The organism is Bacillus sp. J33 (assembly GCF_000518885.1).
Classification (GTDB): domain Bacteria; phylum Bacillota; class Bacilli; order Bacillales; family Cytobacillaceae; genus Cytobacillus.
Map to the genome: position 1 here is coordinate 1 of NZ_JAEL01000006.1, position 21,082 is coordinate 21,082.

22 protein-coding genes are annotated in these 21,082 nt (G+C 40.9%); 21 read left to right on the plus strand and 1 reads right to left on the minus strand.

All coding sequences use genetic code 11. From position 1 onward, the window contains the following. Positions 1-378: 378 nt before the first annotated feature. From L634_RS0102455 to L634_RS0102500, 10 genes are all read left to right on the plus strand, one after another. Entirely contained in the window at positions 379-1,284 is a 906-nt protein-coding gene (locus tag L634_RS0102455) for a hypothetical protein (protein WP_026581071.1), read from the plus strand. A 19-nt stretch (positions 1,285-1,303) separates the two neighbouring features. Then, positions 1,304-2,572 (plus strand): tetratricopeptide repeat protein, encoded by a 1,269-nt coding sequence (locus L634_RS0102460; RefSeq protein ID WP_026581072.1) that lies wholly within the window; start codon positions 1,304-1,306, stop codon positions 2,570-2,572. A 106-nt stretch (positions 2,573-2,678) separates the two neighbouring features. Continuing rightward, positions 2,679-3,224, plus strand: coding sequence for a ReoY family proteolytic degradation factor (locus L634_RS0102465; protein WP_026581073.1), 546 nt, complete (start codon positions 2,679-2,681; stop codon positions 3,222-3,224). 135 nt (positions 3,225-3,359) lie between these two features. Then, entirely contained in the window at positions 3,360-3,824 is a 465-nt protein-coding gene (locus L634_RS0102470) for a YpiF family protein (RefSeq protein WP_026581074.1), read from the plus strand. A gap of 149 nt (positions 3,825-3,973) precedes the next feature. Further along, positions 3,974-4,480: a ubiquinol-cytochrome c reductase iron-sulfur subunit gene (locus tag L634_RS0102475; protein WP_026581075.1), complete on the plus strand. Its 507-nt coding sequence runs from the start codon at positions 3,974-3,976 to the stop codon at positions 4,478-4,480. Positions 4,481-4,483: 3 nt separating this feature from the next. Continuing rightward, a complete protein-coding gene (gene qcrB / locus L634_RS0102480; RefSeq protein WP_026581076.1) occupies positions 4,484-5,158 on the plus strand; it encodes a menaquinol-cytochrome c reductase cytochrome b subunit in 675 nt (224 codons plus the stop codon). A gap of 114 nt (positions 5,159-5,272) precedes the next feature. Continuing rightward, the gene (locus L634_RS0102485; RefSeq protein ID WP_026581077.1) at positions 5,273-6,040 is read left to right on the plus strand and encodes a menaquinol-cytochrome c reductase cytochrome b/c subunit; all 768 of its coding nucleotides are present in this window, start codon (positions 5,273-5,275) and stop codon (positions 6,038-6,040) included. Between the two features lie 311 nt (positions 6,041-6,351). Continuing rightward, positions 6,352-6,948 (plus strand): DUF1405 domain-containing protein, encoded by a 597-nt coding sequence (locus L634_RS0102490; RefSeq protein WP_026581078.1) that lies wholly within the window; start codon positions 6,352-6,354, stop codon positions 6,946-6,948. 110 nt (positions 6,949-7,058) lie between these two features. After that, positions 7,059-7,853, plus strand: coding sequence for a sporulation protein YpjB (gene ypjB / locus L634_RS0102495; protein ID WP_026581079.1), 795 nt, complete (start codon positions 7,059-7,061; stop codon positions 7,851-7,853). A 182-nt stretch (positions 7,854-8,035) separates the two neighbouring features. Next, positions 8,036-8,716 (plus strand): zinc metallopeptidase, encoded by a 681-nt coding sequence (locus tag L634_RS0102500; RefSeq protein WP_026581080.1) that lies wholly within the window; start codon positions 8,036-8,038, stop codon positions 8,714-8,716. A 113-nt stretch (positions 8,717-8,829) separates the two neighbouring features. On the opposite strand, the gene L634_RS0102505 is transcribed toward L634_RS0102500, so the two are convergent. Next, positions 8,830-9,702, minus strand: coding sequence for a YitT family protein (locus L634_RS0102505; protein ID WP_026581081.1), 873 nt, complete (start codon positions 9,700-9,702; stop codon positions 8,830-8,832). A gap of 220 nt (positions 9,703-9,922) precedes the next feature. On the opposite strand from L634_RS0102505, the gene L634_RS0102510 reads away from it, so the two are divergent. From L634_RS0102510 to dinG, 11 genes are all read left to right on the plus strand, one after another. Next, positions 9,923-10,255, plus strand: a complete 333-nt coding sequence (locus L634_RS0102510; RefSeq protein ID WP_026581082.1) for a nucleotide pyrophosphohydrolase — start codon at positions 9,923-9,925, stop codon at positions 10,253-10,255. 13 nt (positions 10,256-10,268) lie between these two features. Then, complete coding sequence (dapB, locus tag L634_RS0102515) at positions 10,269-11,072, plus strand: 4-hydroxy-tetrahydrodipicolinate reductase (protein WP_026581083.1); 804 nt, start codon at positions 10,269-10,271, stop codon at positions 11,070-11,072. A 15-nt stretch (positions 11,073-11,087) separates the two neighbouring features. Continuing rightward, the gene (gene mgsA, locus L634_RS0102520; protein WP_026581084.1) at positions 11,088-11,513 is read left to right on the plus strand and encodes a methylglyoxal synthase; all 426 of its coding nucleotides are present in this window, start codon (positions 11,088-11,090) and stop codon (positions 11,511-11,513) included. Next, the gene (bshB1, locus tag L634_RS0102525) at positions 11,500-12,216 is read left to right on the plus strand and encodes a bacillithiol biosynthesis deacetylase BshB1 (protein ID WP_026581085.1); all 717 of its coding nucleotides are present in this window, start codon (positions 11,500-11,502) and stop codon (positions 12,214-12,216) included. Before mgsA ends, bshB1 begins: the two co-directional genes overlap by 14 nt. Continuing rightward, entirely contained in the window at positions 12,213-13,355 is a 1,143-nt protein-coding gene (gene bshA / locus L634_RS0102530; protein ID WP_026581086.1) for an N-acetyl-alpha-D-glucosaminyl L-malate synthase BshA, read from the plus strand. The genes bshB1 and bshA overlap by 4 nt, the downstream gene beginning before the upstream one ends. Further along, positions 13,352-14,551, plus strand: a complete 1,200-nt coding sequence (locus L634_RS0102535) for a CCA tRNA nucleotidyltransferase (RefSeq protein ID WP_026581087.1) — start codon at positions 13,352-13,354, stop codon at positions 14,549-14,551. Before bshA ends, L634_RS0102535 begins: the two co-directional genes overlap by 4 nt. Next, positions 14,536-15,519: a biotin--[acetyl-CoA-carboxylase] ligase gene (locus L634_RS0102540; protein ID WP_026581088.1), complete on the plus strand. Its 984-nt coding sequence runs from the start codon at positions 14,536-14,538 to the stop codon at positions 15,517-15,519. Before L634_RS0102535 ends, L634_RS0102540 begins: the two co-directional genes overlap by 16 nt. 283 nt (positions 15,520-15,802) lie before the next feature. Next, on the plus strand, positions 15,803-16,639 hold the full coding sequence (panB, locus tag L634_RS0102545) for a 3-methyl-2-oxobutanoate hydroxymethyltransferase (protein ID WP_026581089.1): 837 nt from the start codon (positions 15,803-15,805) through the stop codon (positions 16,637-16,639). Beyond that, on the plus strand, positions 16,636-17,484 hold the full coding sequence (gene panC / locus L634_RS0102550; RefSeq protein WP_026581090.1) for a pantoate--beta-alanine ligase: 849 nt from the start codon (positions 16,636-16,638) through the stop codon (positions 17,482-17,484). Before panB ends, panC begins: the two co-directional genes overlap by 4 nt. A 23-nt stretch (positions 17,485-17,507) precedes the next feature. Continuing rightward, entirely contained in the window at positions 17,508-17,891 is a 384-nt protein-coding gene (gene panD / locus L634_RS0102555; protein ID WP_026581091.1) for an aspartate 1-decarboxylase, read from the plus strand. A gap of 376 nt (positions 17,892-18,267) precedes the next feature. Further along, complete coding sequence (gene dinG / locus L634_RS0102565) at positions 18,268-21,072, plus strand: ATP-dependent DNA helicase DinG (RefSeq protein WP_026581092.1); 2,805 nt, start codon at positions 18,268-18,270, stop codon at positions 21,070-21,072. The last annotated feature ends 10 nt before the right edge of the window (positions 21,073-21,082 follow it).

Here is a 21,082-nt window from a genome sequence, read left to right on the forward strand (position 1 = left end):
GCATCATAAGGGTTATGAAGGCCAAGAATGAGGTCGGATGCAGAGAAAATGTGCATCATAAGGGTTATGAAGGCCAAGAATGAGGTCGGATGCAGGGAAAATGTCCATCATTAAGGCTATGAAGGCCAATAATGGGATCAGATACAAGGAGAATGTCCTTCTTCAAGGTTCCTTTACTGAGTGCTATCAGCGTAATTTGCTAAATGTCCTGTATATTTATTATTAAAAAACGAATGGTAATTAGGTTAGAATCCTATTCGATTTTTTTCTCCCAATATTGAACCTATTAGTATTCCTGCAGCTCTTTTTTCTATTGAACAGTCATATTTTCATAAAAAAAACATAGCTTGTCATAAGACCGTTTTAGAGGGTGGTTTTATGACTTATATTATTGAGAATGCAAATATTTTAAAGGAAGACAAGCTGAAAAAGGCTTCACTTTTAGTCAGGAACAATGAAATATCATTAATGCAGCCGGAGTTGAAAAGGTTTCAATTTACCAGAATGGATGCAAATCCATTTATCATGACTTCGGGTTTTGTGGTTTTGGATACAGCTATTCCTGCAGAGAAACCTTTCCATGAATTAAAGGATTATTTTATTAAGGAATTCCTCCTTAAAGGATGTACGGCTTTCCTTACAGCCGCCGCAGTTAAGCACGAATATTCAATGAAAAGTGATATTAAAGGGCTTAGAGCACGTTTATTAAGCAGCCCAATCGATTATATTATTGGAGTGAGAATTCCAGTTCGCCTGTTAACTCCCTCTTTTGTAAGAAAATGCAAAAGGGAAAGAGTGCCGGTTATCTTCGTCGAAGTGACTGATGCAGAAGAGCTTGAACATGTTCCCTGGGGATGGGTGCGTGAATCTATGTTTCCTTATAATTGTCCGCTGGCACCTGTTTTTTTAGGCAGGAATGGTAAAGAGAAAAGCAGAATTAAGACAGTGTGGGACAAATGGATGAAAGAACAGAAAATTCCCTCCATGCCAGAAGAAATAATGGAGCATGAACCCCTTTCCCGCAGGATTCTTTCCAAAATCGGGATATACCCGATAAAGGGCAATATTCAGCAAGGCGGCGAATTAACCTATAATTTATATTTAAAGCCCAGCGAGGGCCTTACCATTGAAGAATCCGGCTTGTTTCATTATCATAGAGATAAACTCGCTGTTACGGTCCAAAAAGGAAGGGTGATCCGTGCAGGGCAAGAAATTGCTTTTCGGCCGGGATTTGGCGAGCACATTATAATCAATACACCAGCTTACTTTAAAATGGCGGATTAGCATTCGAAAGGAATTCAGTATGGATAAAGTAAATAAAATCATTACTCTTTTAGAAAACGGTCAACATGAAGAAGCAATAGAAAGTTATCAGCAAATTTTGATTAGCGGTTCACATGAGGAAAGGTTTCTCCTCGCAGAAGAACTCTTTCAGTATGGTTTCCTTGAGGAAGCCAAAGCGCTTTATGAAAGGCTTTTGGAAGCTTATCCCGAAGAGGGTGAACTGCTTGTATTATTAGCGGAAACGCATATAGATCTGGGGAATGAAGAGGAAGCAATTCTTGTCCTTGAAAGGATCAATGAAAAGGACCCGAGTTATCCTCAGTCACTGCTATTGCTAGCGGATCTCTATCAAATGGACGGATTATACGAGGTCAGTGAGCAAAAGCTGCTAAAGGCAAAAGATATACTCCCTGATGAGGTAATTGTGGATTTTGCCCTGGGTGAGCTTTATGCTGAACAAGGGAAATTTCTTGAAGCCATCCGTGTTTATGAAAAGGTATTAGAAAAAGAGGAAATCATTGCAGGCATTAATGTAAACCAAAGGCTTGCGGAAGTCCTTAGTGCAGGAGGAGCTTTTGAAGAGGCCCTTCCATACTATGAAAAAGCACTCGAGGATAAACTGGAGATCAATACACTCTTCAGCTATGCTTTCACAGCGCTTCAGGCTGGCTATAACCGGACAGCTATTGAAAAGTTCAGCGAGTTGAAAGAAATCGACCCTGAATATCATTCCTTATATCTTTATCTTGCACAGGCCTACGAGAGGGAAGAAGAGGCTGCCAAGGGGCTAGCGGCCGTAAAAGAAGGGATCAAGCAGGATGAGTTCAATAAAGAGCTATTCTTTTATGGCGGGAAGCTGGCCTTGAAGAGTGGGGATGAAAAAGAGGCTGAAGATATGATCAGGCAGGCAATTGCTCTTGATCCTGAGTATGTGCAAGCTGCCGTTACTTTAAATAAACTGCTGCTTCAGCAGGAAAGATATGAAGATGTTATTGAAATCGCAAATATGATGAGTGATTTAGATGAGGAAGAACCGCAGCTATTATGGGATGCTGCTGTTGCTTATCAAAATAATGAAGAATTTTCAGAGGCATTAAACAAATACCAGCTTGCATATACTTTCTTTAAGCAGCAGCCGGATTTTCTTTCTGATTATGGATATTTTTTAATTGAGGAAGGAAAAAGGGAAGAGGCTGCCGAAATTTTTAATACATTAATTAAACTTGAACCAGGCAATGAAGAGTACTTGGATGTTCTGCAAAGACTTACAGATGATTTTCTTGCTTAAATAAGGCGGCATTAGATAGGAAGGGTTCCTTCCTTGCTGGTAGGGGCAGCCTTATTGAAAAACAGTTAGGCCAAATTAGTTTTATAAGCAGAGGAGGGAATCAAAAATGGCGACCCCTGTATCTGTCAACGAGAAGAAAGATTTTATACGCTGGTTTTTAAATCACTATCAGCTAAAAAGAAGAGAATGTGTATGGATTCTTAACTATTTGATGAGTCATGACCAGCTGATGGAGAAAGTGCATTTTGTGGAGCAGGCACAGTATTGCCCTCGCGGATTGATCATGTCGACCCATTGTGTTGACGAAGTTCCATTCCGTTTTTACAAAGAGAACGTTATGACCACAGATGCTGAAAAGTCGTTCCATGATATCCGGTTAAACCGTGATGAGGAAATATACATTCAGCTGAATTTCCACGCTTCCAATAAGGCTCATCAATATGCTGCAGTAATGGAGGAAAACCCATTTATGCCCAAAAGCCTCCAAATCAGTGAAAAGGACCGTCTGATTGCTGAAAGATTCCTGTCTGAAAGCCTGGAAAAGTTCAGAAGAGAAAAGCTTCTTGAATTAATCGATGAGGCACTTGATAAACAAGATAAAAAAGCGTTTAGCATTTTAACTCAGCAGCTGAATAAATTGGAAACTACCTAAGCCTTGCTTTTTAATAAAGCAGGGCTTTAATTTTTGGATTAACAAGTGCGTTTGCAGAAGATTTTTTCTTATTTGTAGCATCTCAATGAATAATGATATATTTATAAGGTAAATTTCTGTAATGGAGTGAATCAAATGAAGTGGATTTCCCAGGACATTGATATGTTCCTGAAAGAGAAGCAATATGTGGATACGGTTGTTATGCCGCTCCTTCCAGTCTCATTCGGTGAAGATATAAAACAGTCAGTCGCGATGACTGAATTCATATCTCTTCTCAGTGTGCAGCTTGAGCGGCAATTTAGAGGGCGCCTAATCATGCTGCCGGGCTATTCTTATTTGAGAACAGTTCCGGAGGACCGGCTTGTCAACTCCATAAAGGAATGGGAAGAGGAGCTTAAAGCGCAAGGATTTAAGCATATTTTTCACCTCACTTCTGACAGCTTATGGAAAGGGTTGGAAAGCAGTTTGGAGGGAGGCGTAATTTGGCTGCCATCCCTGCCCCTTGAGCATATGGATGAAAACTATAAAAATTCCATTCTGGAAGATCAGGTGAAGCAGCTTTTAAACTTGTTTGTGCAAAAGTGGCAAAATGGTGAATAGTTCGAATTTTAAGTCATACTATTGACATCTTTCGCCAAAGGATTATATTGACCTTACATAAAGATTGATATATCATTGTTATGTCCTAGTTTTATATTGTGTTGAATTTTGTCCGTTGGACTTAACTTCATAATAGAGGGGGGAAAAGTATGAGCAAAAATCGAGTTTCTAGACGTCAATTCCTAAACTATACACTTACTGGTGTAGGCGGTTTCATGGCAGCAGGCATGCTTATGCCGATGGTCCGCTTTGCGGTCGATCCGGTTTTGCAGGCAGCTGGAGAAAGTGATTTTATTCCAACAAAGCAAAAAATGGCTGAAATTACAGAAACACCGACAAGGGTTGATTACACTTATGAGCAGCAGGATGCATGGTACACATCCGAAGTTACCGGCACTGCGTGGGTTTATAAGGATGAAAAGGGTGAAATTGTTGCATTGTCTCCAGTTTGTAAGCATTTAGGATGTGTAGTTGACTGGAATACTGACAAATCAAACCCTGACCATTTCTATTGCCCTTGCCATGGCGGCCTTTATACAAAGGATGGGACAAACGTTCCAGGTACACCGCCAGTTGCACCGCTTGATGTATTTCCTTACACAGAAAAAGATGGCTTCTTGTATTTAGGCAAGGCTGAACCGCGAAAGGAGGCGTAATAATTGTTAAACAAAATTTATGATTGGGTAGATGAGCGTTTAGATATTACGCCGATCTGGCGGGATATCGCTGACCATGAAGTGCCCGAGCATGTAAACCCTGCGCATCACTTCTCTGCGTTTGTTTACTGTTTTGGCGGTCTGACGTTCTTCGTTACAGTAATTCAAATTTTATCCGGTATGTTCCTGACAATGTATTATGTCCCGGATATTAAAAATGCATGGGAATCCGTGTATTACCTGCAAAACCATGTTGCATTCGGTCAAATTGTCCGCGGAATGCATCACTGGGGAGCAAGTTTGGTAATCGTAATGATGTTCTTACATACGTTACGTGTTTTCTTCCAGGGAGCTTACAAGAAGCCCCGTGAATTAAACTGGATTGTCGGAGTGCTTATTTTCTTCGTGATGCTTGCACTTGGACTAACTGGTTACTTATTGCCTTGGGATATGAAAGCCCTTTTTGCTACAAAAGTAACAATCCAGATCGTAGAGTCAACTCCATTGATTGGGGAGTATCTGAAAATACTTATTGCCGGACATTCTGATATTGTCGGAGCTCAAACTATTACCCGTTTCTTTGCAATCCATGTATTCTTCCTTCCGGCTGCACTATTCGGGTTAATGGCTGCCCACTTTATTATGATCCGTAAACAAGGTATTTCTGGACCGTTGTAAGATATATGAAAGCGCTGAGCGGGAGTTCAGCGTGTGAACCCTGCTCGAAAGAACTTAAACGCTTTTTAAACTTAAACACTGCCTAAATATTCAAGAAGGAGGGGAAATCGCCCAATGCATCGTGGTAAAGGTATGAAATTTGTAGGTGACTCCCGTGTCCCTGCTGAACGCAAACCGAATATCCCGAAAGACTATTCGGAATATCCAGGTAAAACAGAAGCATTCTGGCCAAACTTCTTATTAAAGGAATGGATGGTAGGAGCTGTTTTCCTTATCGGTTTCCTCAGTTTGACAATAGCGCATGAGCCGCCATTAGAAAAAATTGCAGATCCAAGTGATACAGCTTATATCCCGCTGCCTGACTGGTACTTCTTGTTCTTGTACCAGCTGTTAAAGTATAGCTATGCATCAGGACCTTATAATGCAATTGGAGCGTTCATCATTCCAGGGCTTGCTTTTGGAGCTTTATTGCTTGCTCCGTTTATTGACCGCGGACCTGAACGCCGTCCATCCAAGCGTCCTTTAGCTACTGGATTTATGCTGTTGGCATTAGCCGGTATTACTTACTTAACGTGGGAGTCTGTTGCACACCATGACTGGGAAGCTGCAGCAGAACAAGGTAAGATTGTTGCCGAAGTAGAATTCGATAAAGAATCTGATGGCTATAAGATTTTTGAAGCGAATGGCTGTGTTTCCTGTCATGGGGGAGACCTTCAGGGGGGCGCGGGTTCACCTGCACTTGTTGACACAGGCTTAACACCTGAAGAAGTTGCTGATATTGCCAAGAACGGTAAGGGTGCAATGCCTGCCGGTATGTTCAAAGGCACTGATGAAGAACTTCAAAAATTGGCCGAGTTTATCTCCGGCCTTGAAAGTAAATAAACCTTGAGAAGCTGGCTTCTGCCAGCTTCTTATTTTTTTATAGCTATATTTAAAACTTATAATCACCTTTTTATGAATAGTGAGGAAGATATTTAAAATGCATCGAGTTTCCTTCCTGTAGGTTCATTCATTCAGCTGAGCAAATCAAAAAATAGGCGGACCCTCGATGCTAAGTATGCCGAAGGAGCGGTCATGCTGCTTCCTATAGTGAGCGTCCCTGAGATAAAATCAGCAGGCAGAGCTTTTTTGTAAAAGGCATACTATGGTAAAATAATGAAATAATATGATGCTAGAAGAGAAGGGGATAATAGATGAAGTGGATTTATCCTATGTTGGCCAGCAGAGCAGTATTAATGCTGCTTCTGGTTATCAATACGGCTGGAACGATTTATGGATATATATGGTACAAATGGCAGATTGTTGACACTCCTGCTATATTTCTGCCATTCGTTCCGGATAGCCCGACTGCCAGTTTGTTTTTTGTGTTTGTTTTGATTGCCTTTTTGATGGGGAAGAATTGGCCGCTTCTTGAAGCTTTGGCTATTGTAACTCTTGTGAAATATGGGATTTGGGCTGTTGTAATGAACTTGCTTGTTTTTCAGGTTACCGGAAATCTGGATCCTGCTGCACTTATGCTGATTTTTTCACATGGAGCCATGGCGGTCCAAGGGGTTTTATATGCTCCTTTTTACCGTTTTAAACTCTGGCATCTTGTATTGACTGCCATTTGGACTCTTCATAATGATGTAATCGATTATGTCTTTTTCATGCTTCCCCGATATCCAATTTTGAACCTGTATACACCCCAAATTGGCTACTTTACATTTTGGCTGAGTATCTTCTCTTTGGGTGCAGCTTACTATCTGGTAATAAGAAAAAACCGGTTCAGTTTAGATTTAACAAAATAGTCCTCAATTTCTTCATAAAATTAAATATCATAGCTCAAGCAATAATTTCTGGTCTAACCTTGTCCTCTTTTTCATACATATCTAATAGTAATTTGAGGGGGGACAAGTTAATGAGGCGGAAATTAATCGCAGTCTTAATTTTTCTATTAATGATATTGCCTGGACAAGGATTTGCAGATAGGACCTCACATATAGAAAAGCTGGACCAATTATCTGATGAAGCACTGCAAATGGTTAAGCTCCATAGATATGAAGATGCCAAAAAGCTTCTTGAGTATTTTTCCGAGCAGTTCGTGGCTATTAATGGCAAAGAAAGGCCGTTTACGATGGATGAACTCCGTATCGTTACGGTATCTCATAATGATGCTGTTCAAGCTGCAGTAAATACATCAATGAGCCATGATGAACGGCTGAATAATGTAACAAAGTTCAGACTTGTCATGGATGCAATTTCCTCTAATTATCAGCCTTTATGGACAGAAATGGAAAAACCAATTATGACCGTTTTTGGGAATGTAAAGGAAGCGGCATACAGTGGCAATAATGAAAATTTTCATTCGAATTTGAATGCCTTTTTGTCATTATACGAGGTTATTTATCCGAGCCTGAAAATAGATGTGGATGCAGAAAGAATTCAAAAATTGAATGCCCGCATAAATTTTATTGATCATTATCGCCCCCAGGTTCTCACCCAGCAGTCCAGCCAGCAGGAGCTTGAAGCACTGGAAAGCGATCTTCAGACGCTCTTTGATGATATGACCGAGGACGAAGCAGATCCTTCTCTTTGGTGGGTAATTATTTCGACCGGAAGCATAATCATCCTTACATTATCCTACGTTGGCTGGAGAAAATATAAGGGAGATAAAGCAAGACAAAAGAATCGTTCCAGAGAGTTAAAAGATTGACATTGATGTGCTGCCCAAAATATAATGATTTACATCTTTAACAGCCTCAGCAGCAATTTTTAACCGCTGGGCATGTTTTAATCATAAGGAACAAGGGAAATGTAAAGAAAGACTTCCGCAGTTCGAATAGGGTATGTTTTGTGCTGAAGCAGAACATCACGATAAGCATAGGAGGTAAAAGAATGGGAGGATATCTCATTTATTTTGCGATTATAATCATTGTGCCGATTTGGGCGCAAATGAAAGTAAAGGGTGCATATAGCAAGTATTCTAAAGTTCCTTCCTCAACCCAAATGAGAGGTGCTGAGGTAGCAAGAAAGATTTTGGATGCAAACGGACTTTATCAGGTAGGTGTTGAAGAAACCCGCGGTCATTTGACGGATCACTATGACCCAAGGTCAAAGACGGTTAGGCTATCAGCCACAAATTATCATGGGCATTCTGTGGCTGCAGCTGCAATTGCTGCCCACGAAGTTGGCCATGCAATTCAGGACCATCAGGATTATGCTTTCCTGCGCTTTCGCCATGCATTGGTCCCGGTTGCGAATCTTGGTTCTAACTTTTCCTGGATTTTGATTATGATCGGATTTTTTGCCGGTATGAGCGGAATGGTATTATTGGGGATTATTTTTATGGCAGCAGCCGTAGTTTTTCAGGTCATTACACTGCCTGTTGAATATAATGCCTCTAATCGGGCTATGGATCAGGTAGTATCCTTAGGCATTATCAGAAATGATGAGGAAAGGGAAACGAAAAAGGTATTGAACGCAGCTGCATTGACATATGTAGCGGCTGCAGCGGTTGCTGTTCTTGAATTGCTTCGTTTAATACTGATTTACACGGGCATGACAAGGTCCGAGTAAAAAGCTGGCTTTTTGTTTCATAAAAAAGAGATGGCCTCCCTAAGGTCATCTCTTATTATTTATTGGTCCAGAACCAGCAAAGCAAGTTTACTATTTTTTATGGTTAAAAAGTTTTAATGCTCAACCGGCTTTTTGTTTTCGTCCAATGTAAATCCTTCTCCAAGCACATCATGAACTGCTGTAACAGAAACAAACGCATGGGGATCTACCGAGATTATGACATTTTTTAGCCGGACGATTTCATTTCTTCCGACAACACAATATAAAACCTCCCGCTCTTTTTTGGTAAAAGAGCCATGGCCTTTTAAAACAGTTACACCTCTGTCCATTTCCTTCATGATTTTTTCAGCAATTGCATCATTTTGTTCAGATATAATCATAGCTCCTCTTGCAGCATAAGCACCCTCTTGCATAAAATCAATCACTTTGGCGCCAACAAAAACAGCGACAAGGGTATACATGGCTTCACGGTAGTCCAGATAAGTTATTAAGGACAGGGCAATTACGAAAAAGTCAAAAATAAACATTGTTTTACCCATGCTTACGCCTGCGTATTTATGGGTAAGCCTGGCGATAATATCAACCCCGCCCGTCGTTCCTCCATACCGGAAAATGGTGCCCAGGCCAATTCCAATAAATACACCAGCAAATAAAGCAGCAAGAGTCAGATCTTCATTTAAAGGCATTTCAATTTGGTATCGCTGAAAAATCCACAAGAAAATCGATACACTGACAGTTCCGATAATGGTGTAGAAAAATACATTCCTTCCCAGAAGCTTCCAGCCTATAAAAAAGAGGGGTATATTTAATAATAGATTTGTATAGGAAGGATCCCATTTGAAAAGAAAGTAGAGCAGCAATGTGATTCCGGTGAATCCGCCTTCAGCTAGATTATTTTGCATATTAAAATGAACAAGTCCAAATGAAAAGATGGCTGCTCCAAGCAAAATGAAAAAGATATTTTTAAATTTTAATCCAAAAAGCATAATATCCCTCCACTACCTAATTATCTCATATTCAAAGCGTATCTAATTATATAAGATACAGGTAATAAGAGCAATAACATCAGGGGTAAGACATCGGAGCATACATGATCAGCCCTATTACAAATATTTTAAATAAAAATATTTGTAATAGGGCTGAGCTTTAGCTAACATGAAAAGTGGAAATCTCCGTGTGAAACCGTAAAAAGCTGAGGTGAAATAAATGCCAGACAACAAAACAATGAAAGAAATGCAAACAGAAGTAGATACATACATAAGCCAGTTTAAAGAAGGGTATTTCAGTCCATTGGCAATGCTTGCAAGGATGACTGAAGAACTTGGGGAGCTTTCAAGAGAGGTGAACCATTATTACGGTGAAAAACCAAAAAAGTCCACTGAGGAAGAAAAGGCTATCGAAGAAGAGCTTGGTGATATGTTATTTGTTTTAATATGCTTCGCAAATTCATTAAATATTGATTTGCAGGATGCACATGACCGGGTTATGAAAAAATTTAATACGCGTGATAAAGACAGATGGACAAGAATTGAAGATTAAGGAGAGAAATGAAATGGATAAAGTCAAAATTGCCATAGCCGGACCTCGCGGAAGGATGGGAAGAGAAGCTGTTCAGCTTATTAAAAAAACTGAAAACTATGATTTGGCTGCTGTAATTGACCGCAAGAATGGAGGAGGGTTCCTCAGCGATTTTGACGGCTTTTCAGAATTTGCCCAAATTCCGGTCTATACGGATTTGTCAGTCTGCTTTCAGGAGATGAAGCCAGATGTCCTAATTGATCTGACCACCCCGGAAGTCGGGATGGAGCATACCAAAACAGCTCTTGAACACGGTGTTAGGCCGGTTGTTGGAACAACAGGATTTACAATGGAAAACCTCCAGGAGCTTGAGGAACTTTGCCATGAAAAAGGGCTTGGCTGCATTATTGCCCCTAACTTTGCTCTTGGTGCTGTTTTAATGATGAAATTTTCACAAATGGCAGGCAGATACTTTAAAGATGTAGAAATTATAGAATTGCACCATGATCAAAAATTGGACGCGCCTTCTGGTACTGCAGTTAAAACAGCAGAAATGATTGCGGATGTCAGAGAGAATAAGGAGCAGGGGCACCCTAATGAAAAAGAATCGATTACTGGTGCCAGAGGTGCCAATTTTGACGGGATGCATATTCACTCCGTTCGATTGCCTGGCCTGATAGCCCATCAGCAGGTTATGTTTGGATCTGAAGGGCAAACATTAACGATTCGCCATGACTCCTATAACCGTGCTTCTTTTATGTCTGGAGTGAAACTGGCAGTGGACACAGTTCTAAAGATAGATACTCTTGTTTATGGACTGGAAAATATAATGGAATAGAAAGGGGGTGCAAACATGAATATTGCTTTAATTGCTCATGATAAGAAAAAGGATGATATTGTACGTTTTGCCATTGCCTATAAATCCATCTTATCCGGGCATAACCTATATGCAACCGGTACGACCGGTTCACGCATTATAAAGGAAACAGGTCTGGAAATCCACCGTTTCCAGTCAGGCCCCCTGGGCGGTGATCAGGAGATCGGGGCACTAATTGCCAATAATAAAATGGATGTAGTATTTTTCTTTAGAGATCCGCTTACAGTCCAGCCTCATGAGCCTGATGTATCCGCACTTGTCCGCCTCTGTGACGTATATGCTGTTCCGTTGGCAACAAATATGGGTACTGCTGAAATCATCATTAAAGGACTGGAACGTGGCGATTTATCCTGGAGGAAAATTGTAAGAGGAGAAAAAGGTGACACGAATGAACTTCGATAACCTGGACATTTTGGCATTTGGCGCCCATGCGGATGATGTTGAAATCGGCATGGGCGGAACGATTGCCAAATATGCATCCAACGGAAAAAAAATTGGGATATGCGACCTTACCAGGGCTGAACTATCATCAAATGGAACGGTCGAAACACGAAAAGAAGAAGCCCTTAAAGCAGCGGAGATATTGGGAGTAACCAGTAGAGAGACCCTTAATTTACCTGACAGGGGCTTATATTATAATCAGGAATACATAGCAAAAATCGCAGGTGTAATTCGTAAATACAGGCCATCTCTTGTTTTTGCGCCATATTTGGAGGACAGGCACCCTGACCATGGCCACTGTGCCCGTCTGGTTGAAGAGGCAATCTTTTCTGCAGGAATTAAAAAATTTGAAACCGAAGGCGGTTATGCGCCCCATAAGGTGAAAAGCTTGCACTTTTACATGATTAATGGTTTCCATAAACCAGACTTCCTGATCGATATCTCATCTTTTATGGACAAAAAAATAGCCAGCCTGGAGGCCTATGAAAGTCAATTTGTAAGAAGTCCTGATTCTTATGAAACTCCTCTGGTCAATGGTTATATAGAAACCGTCCAGTCAAGGGAAACCCTTTTTGGGAAACAGGCAGGGGTTCAATATGCAGAGGGATTTAAAGCAAATAGGCCGCTACTCTTGGATCGGGATTTATTTGGTGAAGACATATGAAAAAGCTTAAGATCGGAATCACCTGCTATCCGACAGTAGGAGGCTCAGGTGTTGTTGCAACTGAATTAGGCAAAATGCTGGCTGAAAAAGGGCATGAGATTCACTTTATTTCATCAAGCCTGCCATTTCGTTTAAAAAGAATGTATCATAATATTTTTTACCATCAGGTGGATGTAAACCAATACTCGGTATTTCAATATGCTCCATATGATATCGCACTTGCAAGCAAAATGGCAGAAGTAATAAAAAGGGAGGAACTTGACATAATACATGTCCATTATGCAATTCCTCACGCTGTATGTGCCATATTGGCGAAACAGATGAGCGGGAAGGACATTAAAATTGTGACCACTCTTCATGGAACGGATATTACTGTACTTGGTTATGATCCCTCACTTACTGACGCCATCCGTTTCGGCATCGAGAAATCTGACGGAGTTACTGCAGTATCCAATGCCCTAATCTCGCAAACCTATGACTTAATAAAACCTGATAAGACGATAAAAACGGTTTATAACTTTATAGATGAAAGGGTGTATCAGAAATCTGATTCTGTTTATCTTAAGGATGAGTACGGCATCGCTCCTGAAGAGAAGGTTATTATCCATGTCTCAAATTTCCGCAGTGTAAAAAGAGTGCCAGATGTCGTAAAAGCTTTTGCCAAAATAGCAGAAGAAGTTCCCGCAAAACTGCTTCTCGTCGGCGATGGTCCTGAAATGACTGTCATATGCAAACTTGTAAATGATATGAATCTTAAAGGCAAAGTCCTGTTCCTTGGCAAACAGGATAATGTGGAGGAGCTTTATAGCATCAGTGATCTTATGTTATTGCTCTCTGAAAAAGAAAGTTTTGGACTTGTTGCTTTGGAAGCAATGGCTTGCGGAGTTCCTTGTATCGGCACCAATGTTGGAGGTATCCCAGAAGTTATTGCCGATGGGAAAACAGGCTATATTTGCGGCCTTGGGGCTATTAACGAAATATCCGAAAAAGCAATTTCTCTTCTAAAAGATGCAGACCTTCATGGCAAGTTTTCTTCACAGTCTGTTTCACTTGCAAAAGCAGTTTTTAGTGCAGATCAAATAGTATCCCAATATGAAGAGTTCTATTATGAGCTTTTAGAGAATGGTGACCAGGCATGAACGAATCGTTTTTAAAAGCTGTTCCTGTATTAGAAAGGATTGAGGAAGCAGGGTATGAGGCTTATTTTGTAGGGGGGTCTGTCAGGGATTTTCTGCTTGGGAAAGAGATTGCCGATGTTGATATTGCCGCCTCTGCAACTCCTGAGGAATTGAAATCTATCTTTAATAAGACTCTTGATGTTGGTATCGAGCATGGAACGGTTATCGTTCTTTTTAATGGCATACCCTATGAAGTTACAACTTTTAGGACAGAGGCTGAGTATCTTGATTTTAGAAGGCCATCTGAAGTTCAATTTATCAGGTCTTTGGAAGAAGATTTGAAAAGAAGAGATTTCACCATGAACGCCATTGCAATGGATAAAAGTGGGCGGTTAATTGATCCTTTTAATGGGAAAAAAGATATCGGGAAAAAAGTCATTCGGACTGTTGGCAAGCCAGAAGAAAGATTTTCCGAAGATGCTCTTAGAATGATGAGGGCTGTACGTTTTTTCAGCCAGCTCTCGTTTGATATTGATAGAACCACTTTCGAGGCGCTTTCATCAATGGCTTATCTCCTGGAAAAAATTGCAGTTGAGAGAAAACTGGCAGAATTCGAAAAACTGCTGGCTGGAAAGAACCGCATGATGGCTCTAAAAATAATAAGTGAAACCGGGTTATACAAATATCTTCCGCAAATGTCAGTTTTCAAAAGGCAGCTATGCAGTTCGGCAGATTATAATGCATGTGGACTGACAGTTGAAGAAATGTGGGGCTTCCTTGTTTACCTCTTTGGTATGGACCTGCCAAAAGCAGAGTTTTTTCTGAAAAACTGGAAAATGCCTGTAAAGAAAACAAGAAAGATATTATCGTTCCTGCATTGGATTCAGTACAGATCAGATAGCGAATGGGATGCATTTTCTCTTTATCATGCAGGGAAAGAATCTTCCCTAAGCGCTGAACGGATACACAATGTGCTTGAGAATTCCGAAATAACGAGAAATACAGATAAGGTACTCAATCTTTATCATACCCTGCCAATAAAACAAAGAAGCGAACTTCAGCTTACTGGGAATGATCTGATGAACTGGTTCGACAAATCTCCTGGTCCATGGATCAAAACGGAACTGGAAAAAGCGGAAAGTGCCGTGTTAAAGGGCGTTTTGAAAAATAGCAATGAATCCATAAGGGAGTGGCTCATGAAGTGCAATCAGAAATAAGGAAAAAAATGATTGATGCTTTTACAAATAGTAAAGAGGAATATCTATCAGGACAGCACTTAGCAGACTTGATTGGGTGTTCAAGAACGGCAGTATGGAAGCATATAGAAGAGCTGAGAAAGGAAGGCTTCGAGCTGAAAGCTGTACGAAGAAAAGGCTATCGGATCACCAAAACACCTGAAAAGGTGACTGCGGATGAAATCAGGCTGGGGTTAAAAACAGAAACCCTTGGGCGCCATATTCACCATGAAGAAAGTGTCGACTCCACCCAGAAAATTGCACATCGGCTGGCCTATGAAGGCGCACCGGAAGGAACAATTGTAATTGCGGAGGAACAGCTTTCAGGCAGGGGGAGAATGGATCGCAGATGGCATTCGCCAAAATCCACAGGGGTTTGGATGAGTGTTATTTTGAGGCCGAATATTCCTCCTCCAAAGGCCCCCCAGCTTACACTGATTTCAGCTGTGGCTGTGGTACAGGCAATCGAAGAGCTAACTGGTTTGACCCCGCAAATTAAATGGCCAAATGATATCTTAATGAACGGCAAGAAGGTAACAGGGATCCTAACTGAACTTCAGGCGGATGCAGACCGGATCATTTCAATCATAATTGGAATTGGCATCAATGTGAACCAGCAGCTTGACGATTATCCGGAGGACATAAAAAATATCGCTACATCTTTATCAATTGAAAAAGGGGAAAAGCTCTCAAGAGCTGAATTGATAAAAATCCTTCTTGGAAAATTGGAGACCCTATATAAACTTTATCTGGATAAAGGATTCTATCCAATTAAACTTTTATGGGAAAGCTATGCTGTCAGCATCGGCAAGAGCCTTACAGCCAGGACTATTACGGGCAGCATCTATGGAAAGGCCCTTGGAATTACGGACGATGGCGTTTTGATGATTGAAGATAGCGGCGGAAAATTGCATTATGTCTACTCTGCAGATATTGAGCTCGATTCCTGAAAGACCGCCAGAAATTTAATATAGCCAATGCTTTCTATTTTTTGTTATACTTTTTATGGGCAGTATCCGCTGAAGAACTGCACCTGCTTTTAATAAATCTAATCAAATAGATATCTGCCTAGATCCATAAATGGACCGGGACAGAGGGATGAACTACTATAATGAGCTATTGCAAAATCCTTCTGCCTTCAGAAGGATTTTTTTGTGGCTGCAGGCCAATCCTGTATTTTTAATACTCATTGGTGAAGTTTTATTTCCTCTTCCTGAACAAGGAGGACGAAAGATGAAGCAAACAACTGATTTTCTGAAGATGAAAGAATATGATGAAAAAATTGTGATGCTCACAGCTTATGATTATCCTGCTGCCAAACAGGCGGAAAAAGCAATGGTGGATATGATTCTTGTTGGGGATTCTCTTGGTATGGTGGTGTTAGGCTACGATTCAACCATACCTGTCACAATGGAAGATATGATCCATCATGGAAAAGCTGTCAAAAGAGGGGCAGAAAATACATTTATTGTAATAGATATGCCTTTTATGAGCTATCATTTATCCATAAAAGATACGCTTTTGAATGGAGCAAGGCTAGTTCAGGAAACTGGAGCGCATGCTGTTAAGCTTGAAGGCGGAGATGAAGTTGCAGAGCATATTAAGGCTTTAACCAAGGCTGGGATACCCGTAATCGCCCATCTTGGCTTAACCCCGCAATCTGTTGGAGTCTTAGGCGGATATAAGGTACAGGGGAAAAATGCTGAAGCTGCCAAAAAGTTAATTGAAGATGCAAAGGAATGTGAAAAAGCTGGGGCATTTGCTGTTGTCTTGGAGTGCGTTCCTAAACAGCTGGCAAAACGGATCACACAGGAATTAACGATTCCTACTATTGGGATAGGTGCCGGCAGAGATACGGATGGGCAGGTTCTTGTTTATCATGATGTATTGGGGTATGGAGTAGATAGAGTACCTAAATTTGCAAAACAATATCAAAGCTTAAACACAGTAATTCAGGAAAGCCTGGCTGCTTATTCTGCTGAAGTAAAGAACGGATCCTTCCCTGATGATGCCCATTCTTTCACAATGAAAGAGGAAGAGCTGCTTAGCTTATATGGAGGCAAAATATGAGAACGATTACAACAGTAAGGGAAATGCAGCAAATAGCAGCACAGCTTTTACGGGAAGGGAAAACAATTGGTTTTGTTCCTACAATGGGTTATTTGCATGAGGGCCATCTTTCTTTGTTAAAAGCCGCCAGAAAAGAAAATGATGTGACAGTGCTAAGCATTTTTGTCAACCCGCTTCAATTTGGCCCTAAGGAAGATCTTGCGACATATCCAAGAGATTTTGAACGTGATAGCCAGCTGGCTGAGCAGGAAGGAAATGATTTTATTTTTTATCCCTCAGCAGAAGAAATGTATCCTGATTCTCCTTCGGTAACCGCAAAAGTACATGACCGCACAGATGTTTTATGCGGCAGGTCACGTCCAGGACACTTTGATGGGGTAGCCACAGTCCTTACGAAGCTTTTTAATATTGTACAGCCGAATAAAGTTTACTTTGGAATGAAGGATGCACAGCAGGTGGCAGTGGTTGAAGGTCTGGTAAGAGATTTTAATATTCCTGCAGAAATAGTGCCTGTTGAAACAGTCAGGGAACAGGATGGCCTAGCCAAGAGCTCCAGAAACGTTAATCTGCTTCCTGCAGAACGCGAACAGGCTGCTGCACTCCATCAAAGCCTAAAAATCGCAGAATCAGCGATCGCTGAGGGTGAAAAAGATTCCCAAAAGGTTATTGCTAAAATAAGGGAGCATATTGAGAATAATACAAGCGGTGCTATTGATTATATAGAAATTCTCTCTTATCCGGATTTAAAAGGAGTCAATGTATTGCAGGGGAAAGTGATTATTGCTATTGCAGTCAAATTTACTAAAGCCCGGCTAATAGACAACGCTATCATTACGATAAATTAAGAAAAGCTAAAGGGGGAAGCAGCATGTTTCGCACCATGATGAATGGCAAAATCCATCGTGCAACTGTAACGGAAGCAAATTTGAATTATGTAGGAAGCATAACGATCGATACCGATATTATTGAGGCAGTAGGTATGGCACCAAACGAAAAGGTCCAAATCGTCAATAATAATAATGGAGCACGCTTTGAAACATATATCATCCCTGGGGCAAGAGGAAGCGGTGTTATCTGTGTGAATGGCGCGGCAGCCCGCCTTGTTCAAGAAGGGGACATTGTGATTATCATTTCTTATGCACTTGTACCGGATGAGAAGGTGCCTTACCATGAACCAAAGGTCGCCATTATGGACAGCAGCAATCGAATTGCCGAAATGATCCATGCGGAGCCAGAAAGCACAGTTTTATAACAGGATTTATTAAACTGCTTTGTTAAAGGTGATTCTTTATTGGGCAATTTGCTGAAGGGTGCGGCAGGTCGAAGAGTACTTGACATTGGCAGCAAGGTTGCCCTGCCTGAGAGTGCTTGAGTGCCTGGAGAGAAAATCAAAATAAAAATTTAACAGAGTATCTAAGGAAGTGCTGGCCGGTCAGAAAAAGTACCCTATAGAGTAGACATATTAAAAAAGTCTGCCTATAGGGTACTTTTTTGTATAAGTTGCAATCCTTGGGTGAATAAGGGCATGTTCCATGTGGAAGAAAAATAATAAGAAGAATGCTATTTGTCTTTTTCTTTTTCCGTTTTTGTGATACCGTTTGAATGACTGAATTGTAGAGGTGTATGCCATGGGTAATAAATATGTCGTTGTTGATTTAGAAACAACCGGAAACGCGCCTAAAAAGGGCGATAAAATTATACAATTTGCAGCTGTGGTGATCGAAAACGGAAAAATCACAGAAGAATATTCATCATTCGTAAACCCTGAACAGGCAATTCCTCCTTTTATTGAAGAATTGACAGGGTTGTCAGATGACATGGTTGAGGATGCCCCTCTCTTTGCTGAAATTGCCCCGAAGGTACTCACTTTGCTGGAGGGAGCGTTTTTTGTAGCACACAACGTTCTGTTTGATCTGTCTTTTTTGCAGGAAGAATTGGTAGAATCTGGTTATAACGGGTTTTACGGGCCTGTGTTAGATACTGTGGAAATGAGCCGTATTCTTTTTCCAACTGCAGATAGCTTTAAGTTATCAGATCTTGCAATCCGAGAAGGGCTAAAACATGAGCGCCCTCATCAGGCAGACAGTGATGCGTATGTGACTGCAGAGCTTCTCCTAATACTGTTGAAAAAGATTGAAAGCCTTCCGCTAAAAACGCTCGAACAGCTGCATAAGCTTTCTGGCGGCTTAAAAAGCGATTTAGATATTTTATTTGATGAATTCATTTTAATAAAAGAAAGCAGGATTGAGTATTTACCTGACTTTCTTGAAATTCATAGGGGAATTGCTCTGAAGAAAGTCGAAATGCCAAAAGAGCATAGTGGACCTGACAGCATCGGTTTTCCTTTTACTGCAGAGGAAAAGCAGGAGATGTTTATAAAAGCTTTTCCCTCATATGAAGTTAGGCAGGGCCAGTTTAAGATGATGGATTCAATATATGAAGCTTTCAAGGGTAGCAAGCATGCCTTAATTGAGGCGGGAACGGGTGTCGGAAAATCATTGGCATACCTGGTTCCATCAGCAATATATGGAAACGAGTCCGGCAAAACTGTCATTATTAGTACATATACGACGCAGCTGCAGGAACAGCTCCTGACAAAAGATGTGCCCCTTTTACAAAGAATGCTGCCTTTCCCTGTAAAGGCAGTAGTGCTGAAGGGAAGAAGCCACTATATCAGTCTGGCAAAGTTTGTCCAAACACTAAAGGATGATGAAGAAGATAATTATGATACAATCCTTAGCAAAATGCAGATTCTTGTATGGCTGTTGGAGACGGACACAGGTGATATTGATGAATTAAACCTGTCGAGCGGCGGGATGTTTTACTGGAGCAAGATAAAGAATGACGAAACTGCTTTTTTGCAAGACCGCTCATGGATACCTAGAGATTTTTATCTGAGAGCAAGGAAGGAAGCACAAACTGCAGATATTATTATAACCAACCATTCTTTGCTTCTAACCGATTTGGTGGCACCAAGCGCGATATTGCCTGAATTCAGCCATGTGGTTATAGATGAGGGGCACCATTTTGTTAAAGCATCAGGGAAACATTTTGGCCAAAAGCTTGACTATTTAACCGTCCGTTTGCTGCTTGGCCAAATTGGGCTATTTGAACAGAAACAGCTTTTTTACAAGCTTGAAAAACTAGTGGAAGAAAAAGCAGGAAGCCCTGATCATTCCATCCACTCTTTTGAAATAAATCAGCTGATAGCTGATCTTCTGCATGAAATGGATGAATTATTTAAGATTATAGGAATTTATGCAAAGAAGTATTCTAAAGCAAAGAAGGGCATCAATCGATTAACTGTTCGCTTTTTAAATGGTGCTGATGACAAAGAGTCAAAAGCGGTAATAGCCAGTGCGGAACGCTTTGGATTTTTGCTGAAAGATTTGATGGCAGCAATAGATGGCCGCATAAGGATTGCTGCCTTGATTAAGGAAGCTTTAACACTGGAGGAAAAAGCACTTATGGAGGATGTTGCCTCCGTATTTGATGATTTGAATGATTTAAATGAGAGCTTAAAATCTATTTTTAAAACCCCAGCCCCTCATTCTGTTGTCTGGATTGAGATGGATACTCGTTCTGCACAGAATAGCACTACTGTTTATGCTCAGCCAGTAACAGTATCAGAATACCTAAAGGAGCTATTCTTCAGCAAAAAGGACAGTGCCGTGATTACTTCGGCTACTTTGTCCGTAAAAGATTCCTTTCAATTTATCCTTAATGAGCTGGGCCTTGAGGAGCAGCAATGCATCCTTGAACAAATTCCATCGCCTTTTAATTATGAAGAACAGGTAAAGCTCCTGATCCCTTCTGATCTGCCTGAAGTAAATGCGGTTCCGCTTGAGGAATACGTTGCCTCCATTTCGGAACACATTATTTCGGTTGCTGAGGCAACAAAAGGGAGGATGCTGATCCTTTTTACTTCATATGAGATGCTGAGGAAAACGTATGAACTTATAAAGGAATCAGGGTTCCTGGAGGACTATGCAGTAATTGCACAGGGAGTGACCAGCGGCAGCCGTTCAAGGCTTACGAGAAATTTTCAGCGGTTTGATAAGGCAATCCTATTGGGAACAAGCAGCTTTTGGGAAGGGGTGGATATCCCGGGGGAAGACCTTTCTTGCCTTGTAATTGTGAGACTTCCATTCACACCGCCGGACGAACCTTTGGCACAGGCAAAAAATGAGCAAATCAAAAATGAAGGAAAAAACCCATTTTCCGCAAACTCGCTGCCTGAGGCGGTAATCCGTTTTAAACAGGGTGTCGGAAGGTTAATACGAACCAGTTCAGATAGGGGAATTATCCTGGTTTTTGACCGGAGGATCGTAACAACGAAATATGGAAAGGCTTTTCTGGATTCTATCCCTCCTGTTCCAGTGCAAAAAAGCAATATTGATGAAATTGTTGAATTAATTTATACTTGGCTATAATGTTCTCATT

What these genes read in the sequence shown, in the direction of transcription:
- L634_RS0102455 (WP_026581071.1), top strand. Translation starts at nt 379, where the DNA reads ATGACTTATATTATTGAGAATGCAAATATTTTAAAGGAAGACAAGCTG.
- L634_RS0102460 (WP_026581072.1), top strand. Translation starts at nt 1,304, where the DNA reads ATGGATAAAGTAAATAAAATCATTACTCTTTTAGAAAACGGTCAACAT.
- L634_RS0102465 (WP_026581073.1), top strand. Translation starts at nt 2,679, where the DNA reads ATGGCGACCCCTGTATCTGTCAACGAGAAGAAAGATTTTATACGCTGG.
- L634_RS0102470 (WP_026581074.1), top strand. Translation starts at nt 3,360, where the DNA reads ATGAAGTGGATTTCCCAGGACATTGATATGTTCCTGAAAGAGAAGCAA.
- L634_RS0102475 (WP_026581075.1), top strand. Translation starts at nt 3,974, where the DNA reads ATGAGCAAAAATCGAGTTTCTAGACGTCAATTCCTAAACTATACACTT.
- L634_RS0102485 (WP_026581077.1), top strand. Translation starts at nt 5,273, where the DNA reads ATGCATCGTGGTAAAGGTATGAAATTTGTAGGTGACTCCCGTGTCCCT.
- L634_RS0102490 (WP_026581078.1), top strand. Translation starts at nt 6,352, where the DNA reads ATGAAGTGGATTTATCCTATGTTGGCCAGCAGAGCAGTATTAATGCTG.
- ypjB (WP_026581079.1), top strand. Translation starts at nt 7,059, where the DNA reads ATGAGGCGGAAATTAATCGCAGTCTTAATTTTTCTATTAATGATATTG.
- L634_RS0102500 (WP_026581080.1), top strand. Translation starts at nt 8,036, where the DNA reads ATGGGAGGATATCTCATTTATTTTGCGATTATAATCATTGTGCCGATT.
- L634_RS0102505 (WP_026581081.1), bottom strand. Translation starts at nt 9,702, where the DNA reads ATGCTTTTTGGATTAAAATTTAAAAATATCTTTTTCATTTTGCTTGGA.
- L634_RS0102510 (WP_026581082.1), top strand. Translation starts at nt 9,923, where the DNA reads ATGCCAGACAACAAAACAATGAAAGAAATGCAAACAGAAGTAGATACA.
- dapB (WP_026581083.1), top strand. Translation starts at nt 10,269, where the DNA reads ATGGATAAAGTCAAAATTGCCATAGCCGGACCTCGCGGAAGGATGGGA.
- mgsA (WP_026581084.1), top strand. Translation starts at nt 11,088, where the DNA reads ATGAATATTGCTTTAATTGCTCATGATAAGAAAAAGGATGATATTGTA.
- bshB1 (WP_026581085.1), top strand. Translation starts at nt 11,500, where the DNA reads ATGAACTTCGATAACCTGGACATTTTGGCATTTGGCGCCCATGCGGAT.
- bshA (WP_026581086.1), top strand. Translation starts at nt 12,213, where the DNA reads ATGAAAAAGCTTAAGATCGGAATCACCTGCTATCCGACAGTAGGAGGC.
- L634_RS0102535 (WP_026581087.1), top strand. Translation starts at nt 13,352, where the DNA reads ATGAACGAATCGTTTTTAAAAGCTGTTCCTGTATTAGAAAGGATTGAG.
- panB (WP_026581089.1), top strand. Translation starts at nt 15,803, where the DNA reads ATGAAGCAAACAACTGATTTTCTGAAGATGAAAGAATATGATGAAAAA.
- panC (WP_026581090.1), top strand. Translation starts at nt 16,636, where the DNA reads ATGAGAACGATTACAACAGTAAGGGAAATGCAGCAAATAGCAGCACAG.
- panD (WP_026581091.1), top strand. Translation starts at nt 17,508, where the DNA reads ATGTTTCGCACCATGATGAATGGCAAAATCCATCGTGCAACTGTAACG.
- dinG (WP_026581092.1), top strand. Translation starts at nt 18,268, where the DNA reads ATGGGTAATAAATATGTCGTTGTTGATTTAGAAACAACCGGAAACGCG.